General features: G+C 63.7%; 21 protein-coding genes. 11 read left to right on the plus strand and 10 right to left on the minus strand.

What is annotated here, in order from left to right:
- Positions 1 to 402 precede the first annotated feature (402 nt).
- Entirely contained in the window at positions 403 to 1,494 is a 1,092-nt protein-coding gene (locus AB7532_RS04635; RefSeq protein ID WP_441233650.1) for a TRAP transporter substrate-binding protein, read from the minus strand.
- A gap of 299 nt (positions 1,495 to 1,793) precedes the next feature.
- Between AB7532_RS04635 and AB7532_RS04640 the strand changes: the two genes are divergently transcribed.
- Together AB7532_RS04640 and AB7532_RS04645 are read left to right on the plus strand one after the other, a co-directional pair.
- Positions 1,794 to 2,879 carry an SDR family oxidoreductase gene (locus AB7532_RS04640; RefSeq protein ID WP_441233651.1) on the plus strand — a complete coding sequence of 362 codons (1,086 nt, stop codon included), beginning with the start codon at positions 1,794 to 1,796 and terminating at the stop codon, positions 2,877 to 2,879.
- Between the two features lie 125 nt (positions 2,880 to 3,004).
- Complete coding sequence (locus AB7532_RS04645) at positions 3,005 to 4,729, plus strand: sulfatase-like hydrolase/transferase (protein ID WP_441233652.1); 1,725 nt, start codon at positions 3,005 to 3,007, stop codon at positions 4,727 to 4,729.
- A gap of 213 nt (positions 4,730 to 4,942) precedes the next feature.
- Here AB7532_RS04645 and AB7532_RS04650 read toward each other — a convergent pair whose 3' ends face one another.
- The 5 genes from AB7532_RS04650 to AB7532_RS04670 form a co-directional block, all read right to left on the minus strand.
- Entirely contained in the window at positions 4,943 to 6,256 is a 1,314-nt protein-coding gene (locus tag AB7532_RS04650; protein ID WP_441233653.1) for an NAD(P)H-dependent oxidoreductase, read from the minus strand.
- A gap of 162 nt (positions 6,257 to 6,418) precedes the next feature.
- Positions 6,419 to 7,219 (minus strand): phytanoyl-CoA dioxygenase family protein, encoded by an 801-nt coding sequence (locus tag AB7532_RS04655; protein WP_441233654.1) that lies wholly within the window; start codon positions 7,217 to 7,219, stop codon positions 6,419 to 6,421.
- A 139-nt stretch (positions 7,220 to 7,358) separates the two neighbouring features.
- A complete protein-coding gene (locus AB7532_RS04660) occupies positions 7,359 to 8,036 on the minus strand; it encodes a GntR family transcriptional regulator (protein WP_441233655.1) in 678 nt (225 codons plus the stop codon).
- Between the two features lie 178 nt (positions 8,037 to 8,214).
- Positions 8,215 to 9,027 carry an alpha/beta fold hydrolase gene (locus AB7532_RS04665; protein ID WP_441233656.1) on the minus strand — a complete coding sequence of 271 codons (813 nt, stop codon included), beginning with the start codon at positions 9,025 to 9,027 and terminating at the stop codon, positions 8,215 to 8,217.
- A 2-nt stretch (positions 9,028 to 9,029) separates the two neighbouring features.
- Entirely contained in the window at positions 9,030 to 9,848 is an 819-nt protein-coding gene (locus tag AB7532_RS04670) for an alpha/beta fold hydrolase (RefSeq protein WP_441233657.1), read from the minus strand.
- Between the two features lie 140 nt (positions 9,849 to 9,988).
- On the opposite strand from AB7532_RS04670, the gene AB7532_RS04675 reads away from it, so the two are divergent.
- Positions 9,989 to 10,531, plus strand: coding sequence for a methylated-DNA--[protein]-cysteine S-methyltransferase (locus AB7532_RS04675; RefSeq protein WP_441233658.1), 543 nt, complete (start codon positions 9,989 to 9,991; stop codon positions 10,529 to 10,531).
- A gap of 103 nt (positions 10,532 to 10,634) precedes the next feature.
- Here the strand turns inward: AB7532_RS04675 and AB7532_RS04680 are convergent, their stop codons facing one another.
- Positions 10,635 to 12,179: an acyl-CoA synthetase gene (locus AB7532_RS04680; RefSeq protein ID WP_441233659.1), complete on the minus strand. Its 1,545-nt coding sequence runs from the start codon at positions 12,177 to 12,179 to the stop codon at positions 10,635 to 10,637.
- 174 nt (positions 12,180 to 12,353) lie between these two features.
- On the minus strand, positions 12,354 to 13,526 hold the full coding sequence (locus AB7532_RS04685) for an acetyl-CoA C-acetyltransferase (protein WP_441233660.1): 1,173 nt from the start codon (positions 13,524 to 13,526) through the stop codon (positions 12,354 to 12,356).
- Between the two features lie 208 nt (positions 13,527 to 13,734).
- Between AB7532_RS04685 and AB7532_RS04690 the strand changes: the two genes are divergently transcribed.
- The 8 genes from AB7532_RS04690 (at position 13,735) to AB7532_RS04725 (ending at position 22,960) form a co-directional block, all read left to right on the plus strand.
- A complete protein-coding gene (locus AB7532_RS04690; protein WP_441233661.1) occupies positions 13,735 to 14,337 on the plus strand; it encodes a TetR family transcriptional regulator in 603 nt (200 codons plus the stop codon).
- Between the two features lie 56 nt (positions 14,338 to 14,393).
- Positions 14,394 to 15,152 (plus strand): SDR family NAD(P)-dependent oxidoreductase, encoded by a 759-nt coding sequence (locus AB7532_RS04695; protein ID WP_441233662.1) that lies wholly within the window; start codon positions 14,394 to 14,396, stop codon positions 15,150 to 15,152.
- A 214-nt stretch (positions 15,153 to 15,366) separates the two neighbouring features.
- Positions 15,367 to 16,173: an enoyl-CoA hydratase/isomerase family protein gene (locus AB7532_RS04700; RefSeq protein WP_441233663.1), complete on the plus strand. Its 807-nt coding sequence runs from the start codon at positions 15,367 to 15,369 to the stop codon at positions 16,171 to 16,173.
- A gap of 43 nt (positions 16,174 to 16,216) precedes the next feature.
- Positions 16,217 to 18,088 (plus strand): AMP-binding protein, encoded by a 1,872-nt coding sequence (locus AB7532_RS04705; RefSeq protein ID WP_441233664.1) that lies wholly within the window; start codon positions 16,217 to 16,219, stop codon positions 18,086 to 18,088.
- 157 nt (positions 18,089 to 18,245) lie between these two features.
- On the plus strand, positions 18,246 to 19,373 hold the full coding sequence (locus tag AB7532_RS04710) for an acyl-CoA dehydrogenase family protein (protein WP_441233665.1): 1,128 nt from the start codon (positions 18,246 to 18,248) through the stop codon (positions 19,371 to 19,373).
- Between the two features lie 142 nt (positions 19,374 to 19,515).
- Entirely contained in the window at positions 19,516 to 20,757 is a 1,242-nt protein-coding gene (locus AB7532_RS04715; RefSeq protein WP_441233666.1) for an acyl-CoA dehydrogenase, read from the plus strand.
- 138 nt (positions 20,758 to 20,895) lie between these two features.
- A complete protein-coding gene (locus tag AB7532_RS04720; RefSeq protein WP_441233667.1) occupies positions 20,896 to 22,140 on the plus strand; it encodes an acyl-CoA dehydrogenase in 1,245 nt (414 codons plus the stop codon).
- 121 nt (positions 22,141 to 22,261) lie between these two features.
- The gene (locus AB7532_RS04725; RefSeq protein WP_441233668.1) at positions 22,262 to 22,960 is read left to right on the plus strand and encodes a nitroreductase; all 699 of its coding nucleotides are present in this window, start codon (positions 22,262 to 22,264) and stop codon (positions 22,958 to 22,960) included.
- A gap of 73 nt (positions 22,961 to 23,033) precedes the next feature.
- Here AB7532_RS04725 and AB7532_RS04730 read toward each other — a convergent pair whose 3' ends face one another.
- Both AB7532_RS04730 and AB7532_RS04735 read right to left on the minus strand, forming a co-directional pair.
- A complete protein-coding gene (locus AB7532_RS04730) occupies positions 23,034 to 23,582 on the minus strand; it encodes a sigma-70 family RNA polymerase sigma factor (RefSeq protein WP_151644595.1) in 549 nt (182 codons plus the stop codon).
- On the minus strand, positions 23,582 to 23,815 hold the full coding sequence (locus tag AB7532_RS04735) for a NepR family anti-sigma factor (RefSeq protein ID WP_080135209.1): 234 nt from the start codon (positions 23,813 to 23,815) through the stop codon (positions 23,582 to 23,584). Before AB7532_RS04735 ends, AB7532_RS04730 begins: the two co-directional genes overlap by 1 nt.
- Positions 23,816 to 24,023: the final 208 nt, after the last annotated feature.

Consider the following 24,023-nt stretch of genomic DNA (forward strand, 5'->3'; position numbering starts at 1 on the left):
CGTTGTTGTGTTGTGAAGGTGTGAGCGTTTCCGAAGGCCCTGAAGGGCTCTTGTGGATTCCGTGCGTTGCGGCTCCGGCGATGAGGATGACCGCTAGCCTTGCGATAATCAAGAGTCGTCGGGATGCTCGCAGTTGCGAAGGCTACGCTTGGGAACGAAGGCCAACCCCACCGCTGTCATGCCCCGGCTCGACCGGGGCATCCAGTACGCCGCAGCGGATAGGGTGGGAGCGTGCTCTTCAACGTAAGCCTCTGGAATACTGGATCGCCCGGTCAAGCCGGGCGATGACACCTTCGAATGGTTCGCGCATTCGCCGATCGCTCTCAATCTCAAAACAAAACCCCGGAGACGTCGCCATCTCCGGGGCTTCTCATTCTTTAGTCGTGTGCGCCGTTCAGTGCCTCAGGACTTCGCCCGCATCCGGGCCATGAAGCTGTCGTAGCTCAGCTCCGCCACCTGGGTCCACGGCAACGAGTCGTTGCGGAACGCCATCATGCTCGCATGCATCTTGCCGAAATGCGGATTGGTCTTGGCCAGGTCCGCATAGATCTCGTTGGCCGCGTTGTAGCAGGCCTCGAGCACTTCCTGCGGGAAGCCCTTGAGGATCGCCCCGTTCACGATCAGCCGCTTCAGCGCCGGCGCGTTCACCGCATCGTATTTGCCGGTGATCCAGGTGAAGGTGTCGCGCGACGCCGCATCGACCGCCGCCTGGTAGTGCTTGGGCAGCGTATTCCATTTGTCGATGTTGATGATGTTGTGGCCCTGGCTCGTGCCTTCCCACCAGCCGGGATAGTAATAGTACTTCGCGACCTTGGCGAAGCCGAGCTTCTCGTCGTCATAGGGGCCGACCCACTCGGCCGCATCGATCGTGCCCTTCTCCAGCGCCGGATAGATGTCGCCGCCGGCGAGCTGCTGCGGTACGCAGCCGAGCTTGGCGAGGATCGTACCCGCGAAGCCGCCGATGCGCATCTTCAGGCCCTTGAGATCCTCGGTGGTCTTGATCTCCTTCCTGAACCAGCCGCCCATCTGCGCGCCGGTCGATCCGGTCGGGATGCCGTAGACGTTGTGCTCCTTGAGGAGGTCGTTGACGAGGTCCTGTCCGCCGCCCCACAGCAGCCAGGAGATCTGCTGGCGCGTGTTCAGCCCGAACGGCAGCGCGGTCGCGAAAGTGAAGGCGGGATTCTTGCCCCAATAGTAATAAAGCGCGGTGTTGCCGATCTCGACGGTGCCGTTCGACACGGCATCGAGCACCTGCAATCCCGGAACGATTTCGCCGGCCGCAAACGGCTGGATCTGAAATTTGTTGTCGGTGATATCGGCGACCTTCTTGCAGAAATATTCGCAGCCGCCATAGAGCGTATCGAGTGCCTTCGGCCAGCTCGTGGCATACCGCCACCTGACCTCGGGCGAGCCTTGCGCGATCGCGGGTGCGGCGACGGCGGTGCTGGCAGCCAGGCCAGCGCCTGTCACCTTCAGGAAATCACGACGTTTCATGCGTATCCCTTCCATTGCATCGATGCGTCGACCAGGGAACGATCTTGGTGTCGTCTTGTCTTCGTCGAGGATCGACGTTCTCTTGTTGAGATTGTTTTGAGCGTTTCCGAATGGCCCTGATGGGCTCTTTTTGCTGGAAGCCGGGCGTTGCGGTTCCGGCCTGAGGATGACCGGGCGCCCCAGGAGAATCAAGCCTCATGCGGTCCTTGCAGCCGCGAATGCGGGCCAGACGCAAGTCGCGACGGCCGGGGCCCTGCTAATTCCTGAGGCAAAGAACAAGCAGAATGGGAGGCTCGCGCATGACGGGCAAGAAGGTCGTGGTCGCCGGGGCGACCGGCCTCGTCGGTAACGCGGTGTTGCGACACTTCGGCACAGACGAGCCTTGCGAGGTCGTCGCGCTGTCCCGCCGCAAGCCGCGCAACCTCTACGGCGCCCGACACGTCCCCGTAGATCTCACCAGCGAAGCCGATTGCGCCCGTGCCGCGGCCGGGCTCGACGGCGCTACGCACTTGGTCTACGCCGCGCTCTACGAGGCGCCGCAGCTCGTCGACGGTTGGCGCGACCCGCAGCAGATCAGGACCAACGATTTCATGCTGCGCAATCTGATGGGGGCGCTGCAGCCGGTGGCGCCTGATCTCAGGCACGTCGCCCTGTTGCAGGGCACCAAAGCCTACGGCGTCCACGTTCGACCGTTGACGGTGCCGGCGCGCGAAGGCCGTTCCGAGATGTACGAGCAGCCCAATTTCTACTGGGCCCAGGAAAACTTCCTGCGCGAGCTTCAGAAGGGTAAGGCCTGGCACTGGAGCATCCTGCGCCCCGTCCTGATCGTCGGCCTCGCCATGGGCGGCGCCATGGACCTGATCCCGCCGCTCGGCGTCTACGCCGCGATGCTGCGCGAGCAGGGCAAGCCGCTCGATTTCCCCGGCGGCGCGCCCCGCGTGTCGCAGGCCGTCGACGTCGATCTCCTCGCGCGTGCGATCGCCTGGTCGGGCGACGCCAGGGCGGCGCAGAACGAAGCCTTCAACGTGACCAATGGTGATGTCTTCACTTGGGACAACATCTGGCCTGCGGTCGCCGATGCCCTGGAGATGAAGCCCGGCAAGCCGGTGCCGCTGTCGCTGGCGAAGGAATTCCCGAGCTGGGTCACTCGCTGGGACACGCTCAGGCGGAAACACAATCTCGTGTCGCCCGATCTTGCCGACTTCGTCGGCCTGTCATTCCAGTACGCCGATTACAGCATGCGCTACGGCCAGACCGAGTCCGGCCCGCCCTCGATCGTCTCCACAGTGAAGATCAACCGCGCCGGCTTTACCGAGATGATGGACACCGAGGACATGTTCCGGAAGTGGTTCAGGCAGGCGCGGGACGAGCGGCTGTTGCCTTGAAGCGTGACATTCAGGTCGATCGCCTCCAAAAACCCGCAGTGGCGTGAACAACATCGCCAGGATGATGTGGGTGGGAGCGTTTTGTGTTGCGGTGCGGAACCGCTCGGCCACGGTGCCGGCGCACGATGCGCGAGAAGTCCGCCGCCCAAATTGAAAAATTAAGATGCTCGGAGCATCTTGATCCCATGATTTCGATTTTGATTCTTGTGCTGGCCATTGCCGCAATCGTGCTGACGGAACGCAGCCCTCAACATCTGCCGTTTGCGGTCGCAGCGCTTCTCTTCAACGCTGCCGTTCTGCTGGTCCTTCTTGGCGATGTCGAGAGAGCGATCCTGCTGTCTGGCATGCTGGCAGTCGCGATCGCCGGCATATCAATCGTCAAATTCAATCACAGCGCGCTCAAGCTGACCGTTTCCGATCTGCCTCTGGCGTTTGCGGGCACAGTGCCGTTTTTCGTGCTGCAATACCCGCGCATGATGCTGGGGGTTCTGGCAGGAAGCGCGGTGTTCGTTTTTGCGTCGAGCGCGGTTCTGCTCTACGCGGCTGGATCTCCGATTCCTGTCGCGTTTCGAATTCTTGTGTTCGCTCTCGCGCTCATTGTCTTTGCAAAGGCGTCCGCGTCGAAGGGCGCCACCTCTTTGCGGCTGAACCTGACGCAAGGGCGGTGCTTCTACGCGACCTTCATGGCCTCGCTGGGTGACCCCACCTGCTGGCGACAGTTCGGCGAATTGGCTCTGAGCGATATTGCGAACGAACGGCTGCCGCTGAGGGAGGCCACCCCTGCGCGTTCCGCCTGTTCTCCAGACATTATCGTCATCCAGCACGAATCCGTCTTCGACCCGCGTATTTTTGGGCTACCGGTCGAGCCAGTCGTCGAGAGCTTCCTGTCCCCGCCGGACGGGGAGTTCGGACGCCTGAACGTCGACATCTTTGGCGGAGGTTCATGGCAATCCGAATTCAGCCTGCTCACCGGTCTTTCAAGTGCCAGCTTCGGTTCGAGCGCCTACTACCTCTTCAAGAAGGGCGCCGGCCGTTTTCATAGCAGCCTGCCACGTTCGCTGGCTTCGCTCGGTTACAAGACAACCCTCATATCCAGCTGTCGCCGCGGATTTCTCAGTTACGACAAGTTCTACGGTTCGATCGGCATCGACGAGCGAATCTTCGTCGACGAACTTCCGCCGCCATTCGACGCCCAACGTTTCGAGACGACAAATTCCGATGCGATGTTTCTGGATGCGGTCATCGATGCGCATACCAGAGGGATCGCTGACGACCCGACACCGAGATTTCTCTATGCGCTGACCAACTTCAATCACGGTCCGCATGATCGACAGCTAGTGCCGTCAGGTCAATTTGAGCGGGAGCGGGCTTTTGCCACGGCGAGCCTCCCCGATGCCGGATACGCCGAGTACTACACGCGGCTGGCAGAGACCGCGTCCACCTGGCAAACGCTCAGAGCTCGGCTGGCAAGCAGCTTCCCCGAGCGGCCGTTTCTCATCGTGCATTACGGGGACCATCAACCCGTGTTGACGAAACAGATCGATCGACAGCTGAAACGCTCTGGCGACGGGCGGAGTCAGTTTGGTACATTCTATGCGATCGAAGCCTTGAATATCCCCCATTTCAGCCCCGGCATCGGCGCCGACCTCGATATCGCCTTTCTGGGAACCGTTGCCCTGCAACGGGCAGGCATCGCGCTTGACCCGATCTTCGCCACGCGCGCGAGCCTGCTGGATGATTGCGGAGAAGCCTACTTCGCGTCAGCCTCCGAACGGAAACGTCGCTTCCATCGCACCCTCGTGGATCTCGGCCTGATAGACCTGATGCCCAACGCCAGGCAAGCTCGCTAGCTCAGAGTGCTCCGCCGCGACACGAGGATGTTGGCAGCGCCCTCGGTCCCGTAGGGTGGGCAAAGGCGCGATAGCGCCGTGCCCACGATCTCACCGATGCAGGCAGAATTGGTGGGCACGCTCCGCTTTGCCCACCCTACGAGAGTTGCGCTCGGCGGGCTGCCTCTCCCGCAACCGGAAGAGGTGAGGCCGCCTCCAGCTCCAATCCTTTCCCTACCCCTCCTTCGCGAACGCGGTCTCCATCGCCTTCCTCGTCCTGATCGTCTCGTTGTTGGCGTCGAACTCGACGTCGCTCCAGCGCACGATCTCGCCATGGCCGACGTCGTGCTTCAGCTTGAGGCGATGGGCCAGCCCGATCGGCAACGCGTCCGCCTTCAGGCTCGCGGCCGCCGGGACCAGCTTGCCCCACACCGTGTAACCGCCCTCGCCATCGAGCATCTCGCCGGCGCGCAGATTGCGCTTTGCCACGGACGCGACATCGCCGCGGAAGCCGTAGGGCTGTCCCGTCGGTTCGCCCCGCAGCGCGGCCGAGAGCACCGAGATGTTCAGCTCGAGCCCGATCAGATGATAGGGCTTGTACATCGCAGCGAAGCGTCCGCTGCCGTCGGTCTTGAGGCCATATTGCTTGAAGCAGTCGGCGGCATAGTCGTTCGGTGCCTCCAGCACGACATAGACGCCCCAGCGCAGGTCGCGAAACACCGGCCTTCCGTCGCGCTCGAGGGACGACACCACTTCGACCACGCCTGATCGTTCCAGCACGCCGCCCTTGTCGCGAGGGCGCATGATATGCGGCAGATCGTCGACGCCGCAGGGCGGAAACAGCAAGCCGCCCGCGGGCACGTCGAGGGCGCAGGCGTTGGCGATTGCGGCCATCTCGATCGCGGACTTGGTGCCGTCGAGGAAGGAATTGAACATCTGGGGATTCATGCCGGCCGACTGCGCCTCGCCCGCCGTCAGTCCGTAATGCTGCCAGACGCCGTCGGGCGTCACGTCGTGATAGGCCGGCAGATATTTCGTGCCCTTGCCGGCGGCGACCACGCGAAACCCGGTGGCGCGCGCCCAATCCACCATCTCCGCCGTCAGCGCCGGTTGGTCGCCATAGGCGAGCGAATAGACCACGCCCGCCTTGCGGGCTTCTTCGGCGAGCAGCGGGCCCGCCAGCACGTCAGCCTCGACGTTCACCATCACGATATGCTTGCCCGCGGCGATCGCGGCGCGGGCGTGCTTGATGCCGACGGCGGGATTGCCGGTCGCCTCCACCACCACATCCATCGCGCCGCCGGCGATGGCGCGCGCGCCGTCATCGGTGAACACGGTCGCGGCGATCCGCTCGGCGCTCCAGCCGACCGTTCGGCACGCCTCTCTCGCGCGCGTGCGGTCGATGTCGACGATGATGGGCACCTCCAGCCCCGGCGTGTGCGGCACCTGCGCCAGAAACATCGATCCGAACTTGCCGGCGCCGATCAGCGCGACGCGAACAGGCTTGCCGGCGGCCGCGCGGGCCTGGAGGAGGCGGAAGAGGTTCATGTTGTAAATATCCTGCGGAATGACCGTGTCCCGGACGCGGTGCGGCGCGAAGTGCCGCTCCGCAGAGCCGGGACCCAGAGAAAAAACTATCCGTGTCGCATGGGCCCCGGCTCAGCAGCGCACCGCTTGCGCGCTGCGCTGCGTCCGGGGCACGAGACCTGTTTACTCCGCCGCCTGCCGCGGCGCCCGCGCAAGCCGCACCAGCGCATCATCCTCCACCGTCTGGATCGGCGCGAAATCGCGATGCGCGATGTAGTCCGGCCGTGTCGGGGTGCGGATGTAGTTCGAGACCGCGTTCAGCGTCAGGTACACGATCTTGCGCGGATAGGGCGTGATGTTGCCGCTGGAGCCATGCACGAGATTGCCGTGGAACATCAGCATGCCGCCGGGCTTCCCGGTCGGCGCGACGATGCCGCCCTGCTTGACGAGGCGCGTCACCGTCTCCTCATCCAGCGTCCACAGCGGATAGGACGTCGTGGCAAGGTCATGCGAGGCCTTGAGATCGCCGGCATTCTGGCTCTGCGGCACCAGCATCAGCGGACCGTTGATCGGCATCACCTCGTCGAGGAAGATCGCGATGTTCATCGCGCGCGGCTCCGGCATGCCGTCGTCGCGCTTCCAGGTGCCGTAATCCTGGTGCCATTGCCAGACGTCGCCGGTGAACGCCGATTTCGCATTGATCTTGAACTGGTGCATGTAGACGGGCTCGCCGAACAATTGCTCGACCGGGTCGATCATGCGCGGATGCGCGCCGAGCACGCCGAAGGCCTCGTTGTAGAGATGCGCGGCAAACGCCGTGCGCGGCGCGCCGCTCTTCTCGCGCCAGACCTCCGGCCGGTTGGCGTCATAGATGCCGACCGCCTCGCGCGCGAGGAAGTCGACCTCCTCCTGGCTGAACAGCTCGGGCAAGAACAGCCAGCCCTCGCGATGGAAGAACTCCAATTGTGCCTCGGACAGTTTCATGGGACATCCTCCTGTTTTTGTTTTGTTGTCTCTCTCGTCATGGCCGGGCTTGACCCGGCCATCCACGTCTTTGCTCCACGCTTCGGAAGAACGTGGATGCCCGGGACAAGCCCGGGCATGACGGCGAGTGCGTTTCTAGCTACGCCGCCGCCTCGTCCGTCGCCCTCAATCTCTCCTCGGTCATCCGTCCCGCCGTCTGCGCATGCGCCAGCGCGGCGCGTTCGGCGGCCTTCGCCTCGCCTGCGAGAATGTGTTTGGCGATGTCAGCATGCTCCGTCCAGGCGCTGCCGCGATAGTCGAGCTCGGAGAGCACCGTCGCCATCGAGCGGCGCATATGCGGCCATTGCGGCGTCATCGTCTCCTCGATCACGGGATTGCCGGCGAGCTGGTAGATCGCGCGGTGAAAATCGACATCGAGTGCGATCAGCTCGGCAAGCGACGTGGTGCGGTCGATGCGGCGTCCCGCGGCGAGGGCCGCGTCGAGCCGCGCGCGTCCCGCCGCGTCGGTGCCGGCGCGCTGGGCGGCGAGCCGCGCCGCGAGCGCGTCGATCGCGCCGCGCACTTCGTAGAGCTGGCGGATGCGCGAGGGATCGAGCTGGGTGACTTCAAAGCCGCGCTTGCCGCTCTCGGCGACGAGCCCCTGCCGGTGCAGCAGATGCAGCGCATGCGACACCGGCTGACGCGAGACGCCGAGCTTGTCGGCGAGTTCGTTCTGGCGGATGCGCTGGCCGGGCTGAAGCGTGCGATCGGAGATCGCCTCCAGGATCCGCGCATAGACCTGGTCGATCAGGTTCGGAAGCGGGTCGAGAGGGATCACGCCAGCAACTCCGAAAGTTAAAACGGAATACGGAATTCCGTATTCGAAAGTACTCCTTGAGGGAGTGGGCGTCAAGAAGAGGCGGGATCACTTCCAGGCCCCCTCCAAGCCATTGATATCGCTAGGCCCCTCTACTGTGCATGGGGTTGTTTTCGCGAAAAATGTGCGGCGTTGCCCGCTACGCCGCCAAAAACCTGCTCACGACGTCGCCGAACTCCAGCGGCGCCTGCTCGAACATCCAGTGGCCGGCATTCGGGATCACCGCCGTCTGGCTGCCTGCGATGTGCTCGGCCAGCACGCGCCACATCACCGACAGGCTGCCGGTGGTGGCGCCGCCGCCGATCAGCAGCGTCGGCGTCCTGATCGCTTGCGCATCCGCCAGCGTGTAGGGCCTGCGCTGCTCGTTGATCTGGCCGAGAAAGGTGAGCGTGTTGTCGCGCAACTGCTGCTTGGCCGCTGCCGGCACGCGCCGCCACGAGCCGTCACCCTCGATGCCCTCGTAGAAATTCTGCAGCGCGCCATCGAGGTCGCCGGCGCGGATCATCTCGACAGAGCGCGCCGTGCGTGCGGCGAGCGGTGGATGCGCGGGCGTGCCTTCGGGCAGGGGCAGGCTGGCATCGAGATCGCCGCCCGGCTCAGCCAGCACCAGCTTGCGCAACAAATCGGGCCGCGCCTGCGCGACACGAAACGCGATATGCCCGCCGCGCGAATGGCCCATCAGGTCGACCGGGCCGGGCTTGACCTGCTCGATGAAAGCGATCGTGTCGGCAACATGCTGGGCCATCTTGTAATCGTCGCCGACGGCATCCCACTGCTCGGGAAAGAAGTGCCGCAGGCTGACCGAGATCACGCGATGCTTCTTCGACAGTGGCCCGAGCACGGAATACCAGGTACGGAAATCCCCTAATGTGCCGTGCACGCAGACCAGCGGAGGGCCCTCGCCGACTTCGAGATAGGCCATGTCGTAACCGTTGACGTGAAAGCTCTGCATGATCAGCTCGCCAGGAAGTCGAGAACCACTTCGGAATATTTCTGCGGCGCCTGCTCGAACATCGGATGCGTCGCGTTCGGGATGATCGCGGTCTTGGAATAGGGCACGTGCGCGGCGAGCGCATGCAGCACCTTCGGCAGCAGGCCCTTGGTCCGAGCGCCCAGGATGAACAGCGTCGGCATCTTGATCGCTTCCGCATCTGCCTTCGAGAACGGTGGGCGGTTGTCGCGGACCTGGCCGATCAGCGTCGTGGCGTTGTCGCGCAAATTCTGCTTCACCATCGCCGGCAGCCGCGGCCAGGTACCGGGTCCCTCCAGCGTGTCGATAAAGACGGCAAGGCCGCCGTCGACATCGCCGGCCGCGATCTTCTCGGCCGAGGCGGTAAAGCGCGCCAGCAGCGGCGAGGGGCCGCCGACATAATCCGGATCGAGGCTGGCATCGAGCTCGCCGCCGGGCTCGGCCAGCACTAGCCGCCGGAGCAAATCCGGCCGTTGCTCCGCCACGCGGAAGCAGATGTGCCCGCCGCGGGAATGGCCCATGAGATCGACCGGGCCGAGGTCGAGCTTCCCGATGAAGGCGATCACGTCCTGGACATGCTGGGCGATCGAATAGGTGTCGCCGACACCATCCCATTGTGCCGGGAAAAAATGCCGCAAGCTGACAGTGATGACCCGGTGCCGCTGCGTCAGCGGCCCGAGCACGCAGCCCCAGATGCGGAAGTCCGAGAGCGATCCGTGCACGCAGACCAGCGGCGGGCGGTCTCTGTCCTCGCCCACGTCGAGATAGGGCATGTCGTATCCGTTGACGTGGAGGCTTTGCATTCTTGGTCTCGCGAAAAGGGAGGCGGAACTCCTGTGCAAGATTCCCGGAAACCGGGTGGATCGCAACTATTTCCAAGCCTAGATTGAAGCCGAGATCACATTGGGGGCATGCGACGAAGACGCCACCCAGGAACCACACCATGACCGACCAGCATTTTGCCCTGTTCGACACCAGGATCGGCCTCTGCGCCGTCGCCTGGGGCCCGCGCGGCATCAACGGCACGCAACTGCCGATGGGCGGGGAGGCAAAGATCCGCACCCGCATCACCCAACGCCAGGCCGATGCCACCGAAGCCGAGCCGACCGTCGAGGTGCAGCAGGCGATCGACCGCATCGTCAAGCTGCTCGCGGGCGAGCCTGACGATCTCACCGACATCCCGCTCGATCTCGACGGTGTGCCCGACTTCAACCGCGGCGTCTACGCGATCGCCCGCGCCATTCCGCCCGGCAAGACCATCACCTATGGCGACATCGCCAAGCAGCTCGGCGGCGTCCAGCTGTCGCGCGATGTCGGCCAGGCGCTTGGCCACAACCCGTGCCCGATCGTCGTGCCCTGCCATCGCGTGCTGGCGGCCGGCAACAAGCCCGGCGGCTTTTCGGCAAATGGCGGCGTGGTGACGAAGCTGAAGATGCTCGAGATCGAAGGCGCGCTGGTGAACCACACGCCGAGTTTGTTCGATTGAGATTTCGTAGGGTGGATTAGCCGAAGGCGTAATCCACCGCTGTCTATCTCTGCAGCAATAGAAGAGGTGGATTACGCTTCGCTAATCCACCCTACGAAGCCGACTAAATCTTCGCCGCCACCTTCGGCCAATATTTGTCGCGCAGATGCCGCTTCACCAGCTTGCCCGTGGGCGTGCGCGGCAGCTCGGGTTCGAAATCGATCGAACGCGGGCACTTGATCGCCGAGAGACGCGTCTTGCAGTACGCGATCAAATCGGCCTCCAGCTCCTTGCCCGCACGTTTCATGTCGTGCGGCTGCACCACCGCCTTCACCTCTTCACCCATCTCCTCGTTCGGCACGCCGAACACCGCGACGTCGGCGATATCAGGGTGGGTGATCAGCACGTCCTCGGTCTCCTGCGGGTAGATGTTCACCCCGCCGGAGATGATCATGTAGGACTTGCGGTCGGTGAGGAACAGGAAGCCGTCCTTGTCGAGATAGCCGACGTCGCCGAGCGTCGACCAGCCTTTGGCGTTGTAGGCTTTCTTCGTCTTCTCGGGGTCGTTGTGGTAGGTGAACGCAGGCGCGTCGGCGAAATAGACCGTGCCGATCTCGCCTGTCGGCTGCTCCTCGTCGTTCTCGTCCAGAATCTTGATCTTGCCGACCACGGCGCGGCCGACGCTGCCGCGATGCTCCAGCCATTGCTGCGAATTGCAGACGGTGACGCCGTTGCCTTCCGAGCCTGCGTAATACTCGATCAGGATCGGTCCCCACCATTCGATCATCTTCGCCTTGACGTCGACCGGGCAGGGCGCGGCGGCGTGGATCGCGCCCTTCAGCGTCGAGACGTTGTATTTCGCGCGGACCTCGTCCGGCAGCTTCAGCATGCGCACGAACATGGTCGGCACCAGCTGCGACTGCGTGACTTTGTACTTCTCGACGAGCTTGAGGAAATCCTCGGCGTCGAAATGCTCCATGATGATGGAGGTGCCGCCGAGCACGATCGCCATCATGTTGAAGCGCAGCGGAGCGGCATGATAGAGCGGCGCCGGCGAGAGATAAGTGCTCTCCGCGTTCATGCCGCACATGTCGGCGCAGAGCACGCGGAGGAACGCGTTCGGTACGTCGATCTTGTTGCCTTCGAAGGCCTTCTTGATTCCCTTGGGGCGGCCGGTGGTGCCCGACGAGTACAGCATGTCGTAGCCGGCAACCTCGTCCGCGACCGGCGTGGTCGGTTGCGCAGCGGCTTCCTTGTCGTAGGAACGGAAGCCGGCTTGCGGCTCGTCGACCATGTAGAAGATCGGCTCGCCCGGCGCACTCTTGACCAGATCCTTGGTCTGGTCGGCACATTTCGGCGTGGTGATCACGACCTTGGCGCCGCAATCGCCGATGATGTAGTCGATCTCGTCCTGCTTCAGATAGCGGCTGATCGCGGTGTAATAGAGCCCGCTCCGTTGCGCGGCCCAGCAGATTTCCATGAAGGCGAGCCGGTTCTCCATCAGCAGCGCGATGTGATCGCCGGCCTTCAGGCCGAGCGAGCGGAACAGGTTTGCGCCCTGGTTCGAGAGCTCGTCGAGCTCGCGATAGGTAATCGCCTTGCCGGTCCCGGCCATCCGGTAGGCGATCTTGTCGGGCGTGGAGCGGGCGTAGATGGAGGGGTGAGTCATGAAAGTTGGTCTCACAACAACAACGGTGTCATCCCGGCGAAAGCCGGGATCCATAGCCACCGAACCAAATTGTTGAAACGTGATGTCGCCCCAGCTCGCCTCAACCACGAACGTTTGTGGTTATGGGTCCCGGCCTTCGCCGGGACGACACCATTTCTGTAGTGACGTCTCGGCCTACAGCCGTTCCACGATCGTCACGTTGGCCATGCCGCCGCCTTCGCACATGGTCTGGAGGCCGTAGCGCTTGCCGCGCTGATGCAGGGCGTGGACCAGCGTCGTCATCAGCTTGGTGCCGGAGCCGCCGAGCGGATGGCCGAGCGCGATGGCGCCGCCATTGACGTTGAGGCGGGCCGGATCGGCGCCGGTGGTCTTCAGCCAGCCGGTCGGCACCGAGGCGAAGGCTTCGTTGACTTCGAACAGGTCGATGTCGTCGATCTTCATGCCGGCCTTTTCCAGCGCCTTCTTGGTGGCGTGCAGCGGCGCGTCGAGCATGATGACGGGATCGCCGCCGGTCATGGTCATGTGGTGGATGCGGGCGAGAGGTGTCAGGCCAAGCTGCTTGAGGCCGCGCTCGTTGACGACCATGACGCCGGAGGCGCCATCGCAGATCTGGCTGGCGCTGGCCGCGGTCAGCTTGCCGTTCTCGGCGATCAGCTTGACGCCCTTGATGCCGTCGAGTGTGGCGTCGAAGCGGATGCCCTCGTCGATGTGGTGGGTGTCCTTGCTGCCGTCGGCGCGGGTGATCTCGAGCGGCACGATCTCCTTCTTGAAGTGACCGGCTTGCGTCGCCGCGATCGCGCGCTGATGGCTGTTGTAGGAATATTCGTCGAGATCGTTCTTCGACAGACCGTACTTCTCGGCCATCATCTCGGCGCCGGTGAACTGGCTGAACACGATGTTCGGATATTTGGTCTCGATGCCCGGGCTCTTGTAATTGCCGAAGCCGTTCTTGGCCGGAAGCTGCGAGGACAGGCCCATCGGCACGCGCGTCATCGATTCCACGCCGGCCGCGATCACCACGTCCATCGTGCCGGACATCACGGCCTGCGCCGCGAAGTGCAGCGCCTGCTGCGAAGAGCCGCACTGGCGGTCGATCGAGGTGCCCGGCACGCTCTCCGGCAGCTTCGAGGCCATGATCGCGTTGCGCGCGACGTTGTTGGACTGTTCGCCGACCTGCATCACGCAGCCCATGATCACGTCCTCGACCAGTGCAGGATCGATCCTGGTGCGATCGACCAGCTCGTCCAGCACCTTGGCGGAGAGATCGGCCGGATGCCAGCCGGCGAGGCGGCCCCCCTTGCGCCCGCCCGCGGTACGCGCAGCGGCGACGATGTATGCCTCGGCCATTTCGGTCTCTCCCATGATTGTTCTGAATTGGGTTGTCGGGGCGGATTTAAGGGACGCGATATCGTTTAGTCAATCGATCAATTAACTCTTGTGATGAGGCGCTGCTTCGGCTTATCTGCGGCCGCTTCAGGCGGCGAGAGCAGGGATATCCGTGACTACCAGCGTACCGAACAGGCTCCCCAGCGCAAAGAATTCCACAGCAGAGAAATTGCTCGTGGCCGCGAGCGAGCTGATGATCGAACGCTCCTCGATCGAGATCTCGCTCTCCGACATTGCCCAGAAGTCGGGCGCCAACGCCGCGTTGGTCAAATATCATTTCGGCAACAAGGACGGCCTGCTGCTGGCGCTGCTCGCGCGCGACGCCGCGACCGAGATGTCCAATCTCGAGTATCTCCTGGCGCAGCCGATCGCATCGACCGCGAAGCTGAAGCTGCACATCGCGGGCATCATCCGTGCCTATCACCGGTTCCCTTACATGAACCGGTTGATCCACTATCTCCTGCACGAGAGCGTGGCGGGCTCCGCGGATGAGGTCTCGAAATTCTTCGTCGCGCCGCTGCTCGACTTTCATCGCCGCCTGCTCGCCGAGGGCGTCAGCCGCGGCGAGTTCCGTGCGACCGATCCGGTGCTGTTCTACACCAGCCTGATCGGCGCCTGCGATCATCTGTTCTTCGGCCGGCACGCGATGTCTCGTGCGACCGGCGTCGGCCCGGTTACCGACGACGTCTGCCGGCAATATATCAAGCACATGGAAACGCTGATCTGCGGTGGCATCCTCACGCAAGCCGGGGAAGCCGCCGCGGCCGGATAATCTGGCCCGAACTATCAAAGTCTAGAAAAGAAACGCCCAAGGAAAGGTAGCCTGTCATGGAATTGAAAGACGTAGCCGTTCTCATCACCGGTGGTGGTTCGGGTCTCGGTGAAGCGACCGCTCGCGCCATGGCCGCCAAGGGCGCCAAGATCGGCGTGATCGATCAGAACAAGGACAATGCCGAGAAGGTCGCCGCCGAAGTGAAAGGCGTTGCGCTTCATGCCGACGTCACCAGCGAGGAGCAGATCAAGGCCGCGATTGCCAAGGCGGAAGCCGCGCATGGCGTCGCCCGCGTGCTGATGAACTGCGCCGGTATCGGCGGTTCGCAGCGCATCGTCGGTCGCGACGGGGTCTATCCGCTCGAAAAGTTCGCGCGCATCATCAACGTCAATCTGATCGGCACCTTCAACTGTCTGCGTCTGTTCGCCGAGCGCCTCGTCACGATCGAGCCGGTCGGGGAAGAGCGCGGCGTCATCATCAACACCGCTTCGGTGGCGGCCTATGAAGGCCAGATCGGCCAGATCGCCTATTCGGCGTCGAAGGGCGGCGTTGTCGGCTTGACCCTGCCGGCCGCGCGCGACCTCTCCAGCCAGAAGATCCGCGTCAATACCATCGCGCCCGGCTTGTTCCTGACGCCACTGCTGATGGGCCTGAACGAAGAGTCCCGCAAGAGCCTCGGCGCCCAGGTGCCGCATCCGTCGCGCCTCGGCGATGCCAAGGAATATGGTTCGCTCGCGGTGCACATCGTCGAGAACGCGATGCTGAACGGCGAAACCATCCGTCTCGACGGTGCCATTCGTATGGCTCCGCGGTAAGCGGTGCTATTCTTACCCTCCCCTGGAGGGGGAGGGTCGATCGCGCGCAGCGCGAGCGGGGTGGGGTGATCTCTCCACTCGGGCACTGTTCGATGCGGAGAGACTGTCACCCCACCCCGTCTCACATTTCGCTGCGCGCAATGTGAGCCGACCCTCCCCCTCCAGGGGAGGGTGGGAGACGGTTTTCGTGTGGCACCAAAGTACGAGGCCTCGCATGTCCCAACCGCTGCTGATCGAGCACAACGACGGCGTCGACCGGGTGACGCTCAATCGTCCCGACAGTCTCAACGCGCTCGATCCCGCACTGATCGATGCGCTCAACGTCTATTTCCAGGGCCTGCAGCGCAACCGTGACACGCGCGTCGTCGTGCTCAGAGGCGCCGGCAAGAATTTCTGTGCCGGCCTCGACCTCAAGGCGGCAATGACACGCCGTGCCGGGCAGCAGGAGCCGCCTGGCGTCACGGAGTCGCTGGACTCGCAGCGGCGCATCGCCGACATCGTGATGCTGATGCGTCGCTGTCCGCAGCCGATCTTGTCGCTGGTGCAGGGTGCGGCAGCCGGCGGCGGCTTTGCGCTGGCGCTTGCGTCCGACATTCGTATCGCGACCAGGTCGGCGCGAATGAACTGCGCTTTCATCAAGCTCGGGCTTGGCGGCTGCGACATCGGCACCAGCTATTTCCTGCCGCGGCTCGTCGGCGTCTCCGTGGCGTCCGAGCTGATCCTCACGGGACGCTTCATCGGCGCCGAGCGCGCGCTTGCGGTCGGACTGGTCTCCGAGATTGTGGACGAAGACAAGCTCGATGCGGCAGCCGGGCCTTATGTCGATGCGATGATGACGGCTTCGCCCGTTGGGCTGCGCCTGTCGAAGGAATGTCTCAACATGAGCGTCGATGCCGGATCGTTGGAAGCTGTGATCGCGATGGAGGATCGCAACCAGGTCCTGTGCAGTCGCTCCGAGGAATTTTCGGAGGGCATCAGGGCCTTCCTTGAGAAGCGAAAGCCTGTCTATATCAAGCGCTGAACGACAAAGATCCGCCAAGGACAAAAATTCCGGGAGACGCAAAATGAGTGGGAGCGCGGCGGCGGTGATGACAAAGCCCGCCTTTCGCAAGGTCGAGTGGCTCGCGCGCGACATTGATGTCGAGCGCCGCGCCGACGGCACGGTGGTGCTGAAGTCGCGCATTCCGCTGCAGGCTTACGAGACGCATCTTCCGGCCTCGCTGGCGAAATGGGCCAAGGAGGCGCCCGAGCGCGTCTGGCTCGCGCAGCGTGGCGGTCCCAATCGCGATTGGCGCAAGGTCTCCTACGGCGAAGCCAAGCGCACTGTCGATGCGCTGACGCAGGCGCTGCTCGATCTCAAACTCGACGGACGCCCGGTCACGATCCTCTCCGGCAATTCGATCGAGCATGCGCTGATGACGCAGGCTGCGATGCAGGCGCGCTCGCCTGCGGCGCCGGTGTCGCCGGCCTACTCGCTGATGAGCCATGATCACGTCAAGCTGAAGTATCTGTTCGACCTGATCAAGCCGGCCGTGGTGATGGTGCAGGACGGCCCGACCTTCGAGAAGGCACTGAAGGCGCTGGATCTCACCGGCGTCACTGTCGTCCACGTCGTGCGCCCTTGCGAGGGGATCAAGAGCGTCAGCTTCGCAGAGTTTGCCGCAACGCCGGTGACGAAGGACGTCGAGGGGTCGATCGCAAAGATCACGCCCGACACCGTCGGCAAGCTGTTGTTTACGTCCGGCTCGACCGGCATGCCCAAGGCCGTCATCAACACGCAGGAGATGATGTGCGCCAACGCGGCGCAGATGATGCAGGTGCGGCCCCGCACCGCGAGCGGCCCGCTCGCCACTGTGCTCGACTGGATGCCGTGGAATCACACCATGGGCGGCAATGCCGCGTTTCATCCGGTGCTGGTTGATGGCGGTACGCTCTACATTGACGACGGCCGGCCGATGCCGGGGCAGCTCGAAGAGACCATCAAGAACCTCCGCGAGATCTCGCCGACCTATTACGCCAACGTCCCGGCCGGCTATGCCGCGCTCGCCGCCGCCATGGAGAAGGACGATGCACTCTGCCGCTCGTTCTTCAAGAACCTCTCGATCATGGCCTATGGCGGCGCGCGCCTGCCGGACGATCTCTACGACCGCATGCAGGCCCTCGCCGTGAAGACCACCGGCGAGCGCATCGTGTTCTATACCGGCTGGGGCTCGACCGAGACCGCGCCGACCTCGACCGGCACCTATTGGGACACCGAGCGCGTCGGCCTGATCGGCCTGCCGTTCCCCGGCGTCGAGTTGAAGATGGTGCCGTGCGGCTCGAAATACGAACTGCGCCTGCGTGGCGTCAATGTCACGCCCGGCTATTTCGGTCAGCCGGATCTGACGAAGAAGATGTTCGATGAGGAAGGTTTTTACTGCATCGGCGACGCCGGCATCTTCGTCGACGACGCCGATCCGGTGAAGGGCATCATCTTTGCCGGCCGCGTGGTCGAGGACTTCAAGCTCACCACCGGCACCTTCGTCCATGTTGGCTCGCTCCGAACCGATGCGATCGCGGCGGCAACGCCCGTCGTGCATGACGCGCTGGTTGCGGGGCAGGATCGCGCCTTCATCGGCCTCTTGGCCTGGCCCAATTTGCACGCCTGCCGCCAGCTCGTCGGCAATGCCGATCTCAGCTTCGAGGATGCGGTGAAGCATCCCGACGTGATCGCCTGCTTCAGGCGCGGGCTGGAAGCGCATAACAAGGAATGCGAAGGCGCCAGCAGCCGCATCATCGCCCGCGCGATGATGATGGCCGAGCCGCCGTCGATCGACGGCAACGAACTCACCGACAAAGGCTATATCAACCAGCGCGCCGGCCTCGAGCGCCGCGTGGCGCTGGTGGAGCGGCTGTATGCGGACAGACCGGATCAGGATGTGATCGTGCTGCGATGAGTGCACAACTCTCTCACGTCGTCATTCCGGGATGGCCCGAAGGGCCAGGCCCGGAATCCATAACCCCGGCTGGTGGCTATGGATTCCGGGCTCGCGCTGCGCGCGCCCCGGAATGACGGCATCAATGAAAACGACGAATAAACAAGGGTAAGCCGCCATGAATTTCGATTTCTCCGACGACCAGAAACAGCTCCGCGATCAGGCGCGCAAATTCCTCACCGAAAAATGCTCGCCCAAGGCGGTGCGCGTCGTGCTCGACGGCAAGGCGCCCTATGACAAGGATCTGTGGAAGGGCCTTGCTGAGATGGGCTTTCTCGGCGTCGCAATCCCCGAAGAATTCGGTGGCGCGGGCGCTGGCCATCTCGAGCTTTGCGTGATCGCGGAAGAGATGGGCCGGGCGAACGCACCTGTGCCGTTCTCCTCGACTGTCTATCTTGCCGCCGAAGCGCTGCTGATCGCGGGCAGCGACGCGCAGAAGAAGAAATGGCTGCCGGCGATTGCTTCGGGCGAGGCCATCGGCACGCTGGCGCTGTTCGAGGGCAAGGGCAATCCGTCGCCGAAGAACGTCAAGCTCACGGCCGCGAACGGCGTTCTCAACGGCGTCAAGAAGCCGGTCGCCGATGGCGCGATTGCCGACTTCGCGGTGGTCGCCGCGCGCACGGGATCGAGCGGGCGCGACGGTGACGTCTCGTTGTTTCTGGTTGATCTCAAGGCCGCGGGCGTCGAGATCAAGAGCCTTACCAATCTCGATCCGACCCGCGGGCAGGCCGAGATTACCTTCAAGGACGCTAAAGCAGAGCCGCTCGGTGCGGCCGGCGAAGGCTGGAGCATCTTGACCCAGGTGCTCGACCGCGCCGCGGTGTTGTGTGCGTTCGAACAGGTCGGTGGCTCCGACCGTGCGCTGGAGATGGGCCGCGACTACGCGCTCGACCGCATCGCTTTCGGCCGTCAGATCGGTTCGTTCCAGGCGGTCAAGCACATGCTCGCCGACATGTATGTGTCGGCGACGCTGGCCCGCTCCAACAGCTATTACGGCGCCTGGGCACTCTCCACCAACGCGGGCGAATTGCCTGAGGCCGCCGCTGCCGCGCGCATCAGCGCCACGCAGGCGTTCCAGCACTGCGCCAAGAACAACATCCAGGTTCATGGCGGCATGGGCTTCACCTGGGAGTTCGACTGCCACATGTACTACCGCCGCGCCAATGCGATGGCGCTCGGGCTCGGCAGCCTGTCTTACTGGGAAGACCAACTGATCGACCGCATGCGCAAGAAGAACGCGGCGTAATCCGCCGCTCGTGTCCCGGACGCGATGCGGCATGTAATGCCGCTTCGCAGAGCCGGGACCCAGGGGCCGCAATGGACCCCGGATCTGCAGCGCATCACTTCGTGCTGCGCAGCGTCCGGGGAACGAACCGAGAGATGAGACCATGAACTTCGACGACACCCCGCAGGAAGCCGAATTCCGCAGCCTCGCGCGCGCCTGGATCGGCGCCAATGCACCCAGGCAGTATGAGGAGGATCTGCGCAAATCCTCGCTCGGCCGCACCCAGCTCAAGAATGCCAACATTCTCGACGTCGCAAAGGCCTGGCAGAAGAAGAAGGCCGATGCCGGCTGGGCCTGCCTGCACTGGCCGAAGGAATATGGCGGCCGCGGCTCGTCGCCGATCGAACGCGTGATCTGGCAGCAGGAAGAAGGGCCGTTCGGCCAGCTGTCCCGCATGTTCATCATCGGCCACGGCATGTGCGGGCCGACCATGATGGCGTTCGCGCGCGAGGAGCATAAGCGCACCTATCTGCCGCCGCTCGCCTCCGGCGAAAAGGTCTGGTGCCAGCTGTTCTCCGAGCCCGCCGGCGGCTCCGACGTCGCAGGGCTCCGCACACGCGCCGAGAAGGATGGCGACGACTGGGTCATCAACGGCCAGAAGATCTGGACCTCGGGCGCGCATTATTCCGATTACGGCATTTTGCTCACCCGCACCGATCCGACCGTGCCCAAGCACAAGGGCCTCACCATGTTCTTCCTGGACATGAAGAGCGAGGGGGTCGAGGTGCGGCCGATCAAGCAGGCAAGCGGCGCGTCCGACTTCAACGAGGTCTATTTCACCAATGTCCGCATCCCCGATCATCAGCGCCTCGGCGAGGTCGGTGACGGCTGGAACGTCTCGCTGACCACGCTGATGAACGAGCGCAGCGCGATCGGCGCGGCGGTCTCGACGGGTTTCCCTGAGCTGTTCGAATATTGCTCCAGTGCGATGCTCGACGACGGCCCCGCGATCGAGGATCGCGCGGTGCGCTCCAAGCTCGCCAACTGGGCGGTGAAGGCGAGCGGGCTGAAATACACCAGCATGCGCGCAATCTCCGCGCTGTCGAAGGGCGAGCGTCCCGGTCCGGAAAACTCCATCGGCAAGCTGGTGGCGGGCTCGATGATCCAGGACGTCGCGACCTACGCGCTGGATTTGCAAGGCGCGAGCGGCGTGGTCAGCGGCGAGGATGCCGAGCTGGCCGGCCGATTCCAGGCGATGCTGCTGCGTGCGCCCGGCACCCGCGTCGAAGGCGGCACCGACGAGATCATGCGCAACATCATCGCCGAGCGGGTGCTGGGCCTGCCTGGCGATATCCGTGTCGACAAGGACGTGCCGTTCAACAAGATCCCGACCAAGGGAAGATGAGTTCGTGTCCCGGACGCGATGCAGCACGCAGTGCTGCTTCGCAGAGCCGGGACCCAGAAAGCTACAATGGGCCCCGGCTCTGCAGCGCACCGCTTTGCGCTGCGCAGCGTCCGGGGCACGAGAGAGGAGAGTTCGAAGATGAATTTCGACGACACCCCGCAGGAAGCCGCATTCCGCGAGACCGCGCGCAAATGGGTTGCGGCCAACGCGCCGAAGGAGTTCGAGGAGGAATTGTCAAAATCCTCGCTCGGCCGCATCCGGCTTGCCAAGCACGACATGGTTGAGGTCGGCAAGGCCTGGCAAAAGAAGAAGGCGGACGGCAACTGGGCCTGCCTGCACTGGCCGAAGGAATATGGCGGCCGCGGCGCCACGCCGATCGAGAAGGTGATCTGGCAGCAGGAGGAGGGCGTCTACGGCAAGTTGACCCAGCCGTTCCAGATCGGCGAGGGCATGTGCGGCCCGACCGTGATGGCCTGGGGCAGCGAGGAGCATAAGCGCCGCTATCTGCCGAAGCTCGCCTCCGGCGAGGAAATCTGGTGCCAGTTGTTCTCCGAGCCCGCCGGCGGCTCCGATGTCGCGGGCCTTCGCACGCGCGCGGAAAAGCAGGGGGACAACTGGACCATCAACGGCCAGAAGATCTGGACCTCCGGTGCGCATTACTCCGACTACGGCCTCCTGATCACCCGCACCGACCCGAACGTGCCCAAGCACAAGGGCCTCACCATGTTCTTCCTGGACATGAAGAGCAAAGGCGTCGAGGTTCGGCCGATCAAGCAGGCCAACGGCATGCAGGAGTTCAACGAGGTCTATTTCACCGATGTCGTGATCCCCGACAGCCAGCGTCTCGGCGCGATCGGCGAAGGCTGGAGCGTATCGCTGACCACGCTGATGAACGAGCGCATGTCGATCGGCGCACGGCTTGCGACCGGCCTGCCGGAGTTGTTTGAATTTTGCTCGAACCTCATGCTCGAGGACGGCCTCGCGATCGACGATCCCGCCGTGCGCTCGAAGCTTGCGAGCTGGGCGGTGAAGTCGAGCGGGCTGAAATACACGAGTTACCGTGCGATCTCGGCGCTGTCGAAGGGCGAGCGGCCCGGGCCCGAAAATTCCATCGGCAAGCTGGTGTCGGGCGTGATGCTGCAGGATATCGCGACCTACGCGATGGATCTTCAGGGCGCTGCCGGGTTGCTCACCGGGGATGCGGAGGAAACCGTCCAGGGCCAGTTCCAGCAGATGCTGCTGTCCTCGCCTGGCATGCGCATCGCCGGCGGCACCGACGAGATCCTGCGCAACATCATCGCCGAGCGCGTGCTGGGCTTGCCCGGCGACATCCGCGTCGACAAGGACGTGCCGTATAACAAGATCCCGACCAAGGGGCGGTGATGTGGCATTGTAGGGTGGGTTAGCGAAGCGTAACCCACCACTTTAATCTCCGCAGAGACAGAAGAGGTGGGTTACGCCTTCGGCTAACCCACCCTACGAAGAGAAGAACGCGAGCTGATCCATGGACGCTAAAGTCAACCAGAACGACCGCATCGGCGTGCTCGAAGAGCTCCTCAACGAGCGCTATTCCGTCCGCGCCTTCCTGCCCAGGCAGGTCGATCGCGCGACCATCGAGCATGTGCTGACCACCGCGCAGCGCACGGCGTCATGGTGCAACAGCCAACCCTGGCAGGTCCTGATCGCCAGCGGCGATGCCAAGGAACGGTTTCGCAAGGCGATCTATGCGGAGGCTGCCTCGGGCGCAGGCGATGATCACGATTTCACGCCGCCGCGCGAATATGTCGGCGTCTATCAGGAGCGCCGTCGCGAAAGCGGCTTCCAGCTTTACAACACGCTCGGAATCGCCAGAGGGGACAAGGCGGCTTACGGTAAGCAGGCGCTGGAGAACTACAATTTCTTCGGTGCGCCGCATGTCGCGATCATTCACACCAACGAGCCGCTCGGCATCTACGGCGCGATCGACTGCGGTGCCTATGTCTCCAATTTCATGCTGGCGGCGCAGGCGCTCGGGCTCGGCACCATTCCGCAGGCCGCGCTCGCACGCCATTCCGGCCTGATCCGCCGCCACTTCAACCTGCCGGACGACCGTCGCGTCGTCTGCGGTATCTCATTCGGCTACGCCGACAATGCGCACAAGGTCAACAGCTACCGCACCTCGCGCGCGAGCGTGGCCGACACGGTCACCTTCGCGGACGAGTGATTTCGGCACGTGAAAAGGCGGCCGCAGAAACGGCCGCCTTCACATCTTGTCTCGGATCGATTGACGCCGATAACTATCCGCCGCTGCCGCCGATCACGGCGCGGATGGTCTCGTCGGGTCCGAAATCCTCGGCGCCGTCGACATAGAGCAGGGCTGCCAGCTTCGAGCGCGCGCGATTGACGCGGCTCTTGATGGTGCCGACCGCACAGCCGCAGATCGAGGCCGCGTCCTCATAGGAGAAGCCGGAAGCACCGACCAGGATCAAGGCTTCGCGCTGGTCCTGCGGAAGCTTCTCCAGCGCACCGCGGAACTCCTCGAACTCGAGATGCGCATTCTGCGACGGCTGCGTCTTCAGCGTCTTGGCATAGTTGCCCTCGGCATCCTCCACCTCCCGCCGCCGCTTTCGATAGTCGGAGCGGAACAGGTTGCGAAGAATCGTGAACAGCCACGCCGGCAGGTTGGAGCCGGGCTGGAACGAGTCGATGTTGGCGAGCGCACGCAACAGCGTTTCCTGCACCAGATCGTCGGCGCGGTCCGCATTGCCGCTGAGCGAGATCGCGAACGCGCGCAGAGAGGGCACGGCCGCGAGGATATCGTCACGAAGGGAGTCCGTGAGAGGCATTAATCCCTCCCATTGTTGTTGTCGTTGGAGCCCCCGTCCGTTTCCACCTGGGGTGCGCCTCCCGGCGCATCAAGCTTCTTGATCAGTTCCGCGAACCGGTCCGGAACCCCCTGTCGCACCACGTCATCGTACATGGCACGCAGCTGGTGGCCGATCCGGGATTGAATTTCCGGAGTCAGGCCTCCCTTGCCGGGGGTCGTGCTTTTGCTGGCTTGAGACTTGAGATCTTTCATGACCTGTTCCACGTTTCCCCGAGTTAAGTAACTGTAAAATCGAGAAGTTCTCTCAACCGGGAGCCGTTCCCTGGACGAGTTCAATTCCAGGTTCGATAAAAAGTTCCGCTTGAAAGGGAACTTTTCTTATTCTGAGGCGTCGTCAGCCTCGGTAGGGGAACCCGGGCCTCCCCTCGCAGTTCCCGATTTTTAAGGTTTGGGCCCGAAA

Source organism: Bradyrhizobium sp. 930_D9_N1_4, from assembly GCF_052076015.1.
GTDB lineage: Bacteria > Pseudomonadota > Alphaproteobacteria > Rhizobiales > Xanthobacteraceae > Bradyrhizobium.

Coding starts and splice junctions, on each gene's coding strand:
- AB7532_RS04710 (WP_441233665.1), top strand. CDS start 18,246: ATGAATTTCGATTTCTCCGACGACCAGAAACAGCTCCGCGATCAGGCG.
- AB7532_RS04705 (WP_441233664.1), top strand. CDS start 16,217: ATGAGTGGGAGCGCGGCGGCGGTGATGACAAAGCCCGCCTTTCGCAAG.
- AB7532_RS04685 (WP_441233660.1), bottom strand. CDS start 13,526: ATGGCCGAGGCATACATCGTCGCCGCTGCGCGTACCGCGGGCGGGCGC.
- AB7532_RS04670 (WP_441233657.1), bottom strand. CDS start 9,848: ATGCAAAGCCTCCACGTCAACGGATACGACATGCCCTATCTCGACGTG.
- AB7532_RS04700 (WP_441233663.1), top strand. CDS start 15,367: ATGTCCCAACCGCTGCTGATCGAGCACAACGACGGCGTCGACCGGGTG.
- AB7532_RS04695 (WP_441233662.1), top strand. CDS start 14,394: ATGGAATTGAAAGACGTAGCCGTTCTCATCACCGGTGGTGGTTCGGGT.
- AB7532_RS04680 (WP_441233659.1), bottom strand. CDS start 12,179: ATGACTCACCCCTCCATCTACGCCCGCTCCACGCCCGACAAGATCGCC.
- AB7532_RS04725 (WP_441233668.1), top strand. CDS start 22,262: ATGGACGCTAAAGTCAACCAGAACGACCGCATCGGCGTGCTCGAAGAG.
- AB7532_RS04720 (WP_441233667.1), top strand. CDS start 20,896: ATGAATTTCGACGACACCCCGCAGGAAGCCGCATTCCGCGAGACCGCG.
- AB7532_RS04675 (WP_441233658.1), top strand. CDS start 9,989: ATGACCGACCAGCATTTTGCCCTGTTCGACACCAGGATCGGCCTCTGC.
- AB7532_RS04730 (WP_151644595.1), bottom strand. CDS start 23,582: ATGCCTCTCACGGACTCCCTTCGTGACGATATCCTCGCGGCCGTGCCC.
- AB7532_RS04645 (WP_441233652.1), top strand. CDS start 3,005: ATGCGCGAGAAGTCCGCCGCCCAAATTGAAAAATTAAGATGCTCGGAG.
- AB7532_RS04635 (WP_441233650.1), bottom strand. CDS start 1,494: ATGAAACGTCGTGATTTCCTGAAGGTGACAGGCGCTGGCCTGGCTGCC.
- AB7532_RS04650 (WP_441233653.1), bottom strand. CDS start 6,256: ATGAACCTCTTCCGCCTCCTCCAGGCCCGCGCGGCCGCCGGCAAGCCT.
- AB7532_RS04735 (WP_080135209.1), bottom strand. CDS start 23,815: ATGAAAGATCTCAAGTCTCAAGCCAGCAAAAGCACGACCCCCGGCAAG.
- AB7532_RS04640 (WP_441233651.1), top strand. CDS start 1,794: ATGACGGGCAAGAAGGTCGTGGTCGCCGGGGCGACCGGCCTCGTCGGT.
- AB7532_RS04665 (WP_441233656.1), bottom strand. CDS start 9,027: ATGCAGAGCTTTCACGTCAACGGTTACGACATGGCCTATCTCGAAGTC.
- AB7532_RS04715 (WP_441233666.1), top strand. CDS start 19,516: ATGAACTTCGACGACACCCCGCAGGAAGCCGAATTCCGCAGCCTCGCG.
- AB7532_RS04655 (WP_441233654.1), bottom strand. CDS start 7,219: ATGAAACTGTCCGAGGCACAATTGGAGTTCTTCCATCGCGAGGGCTGG.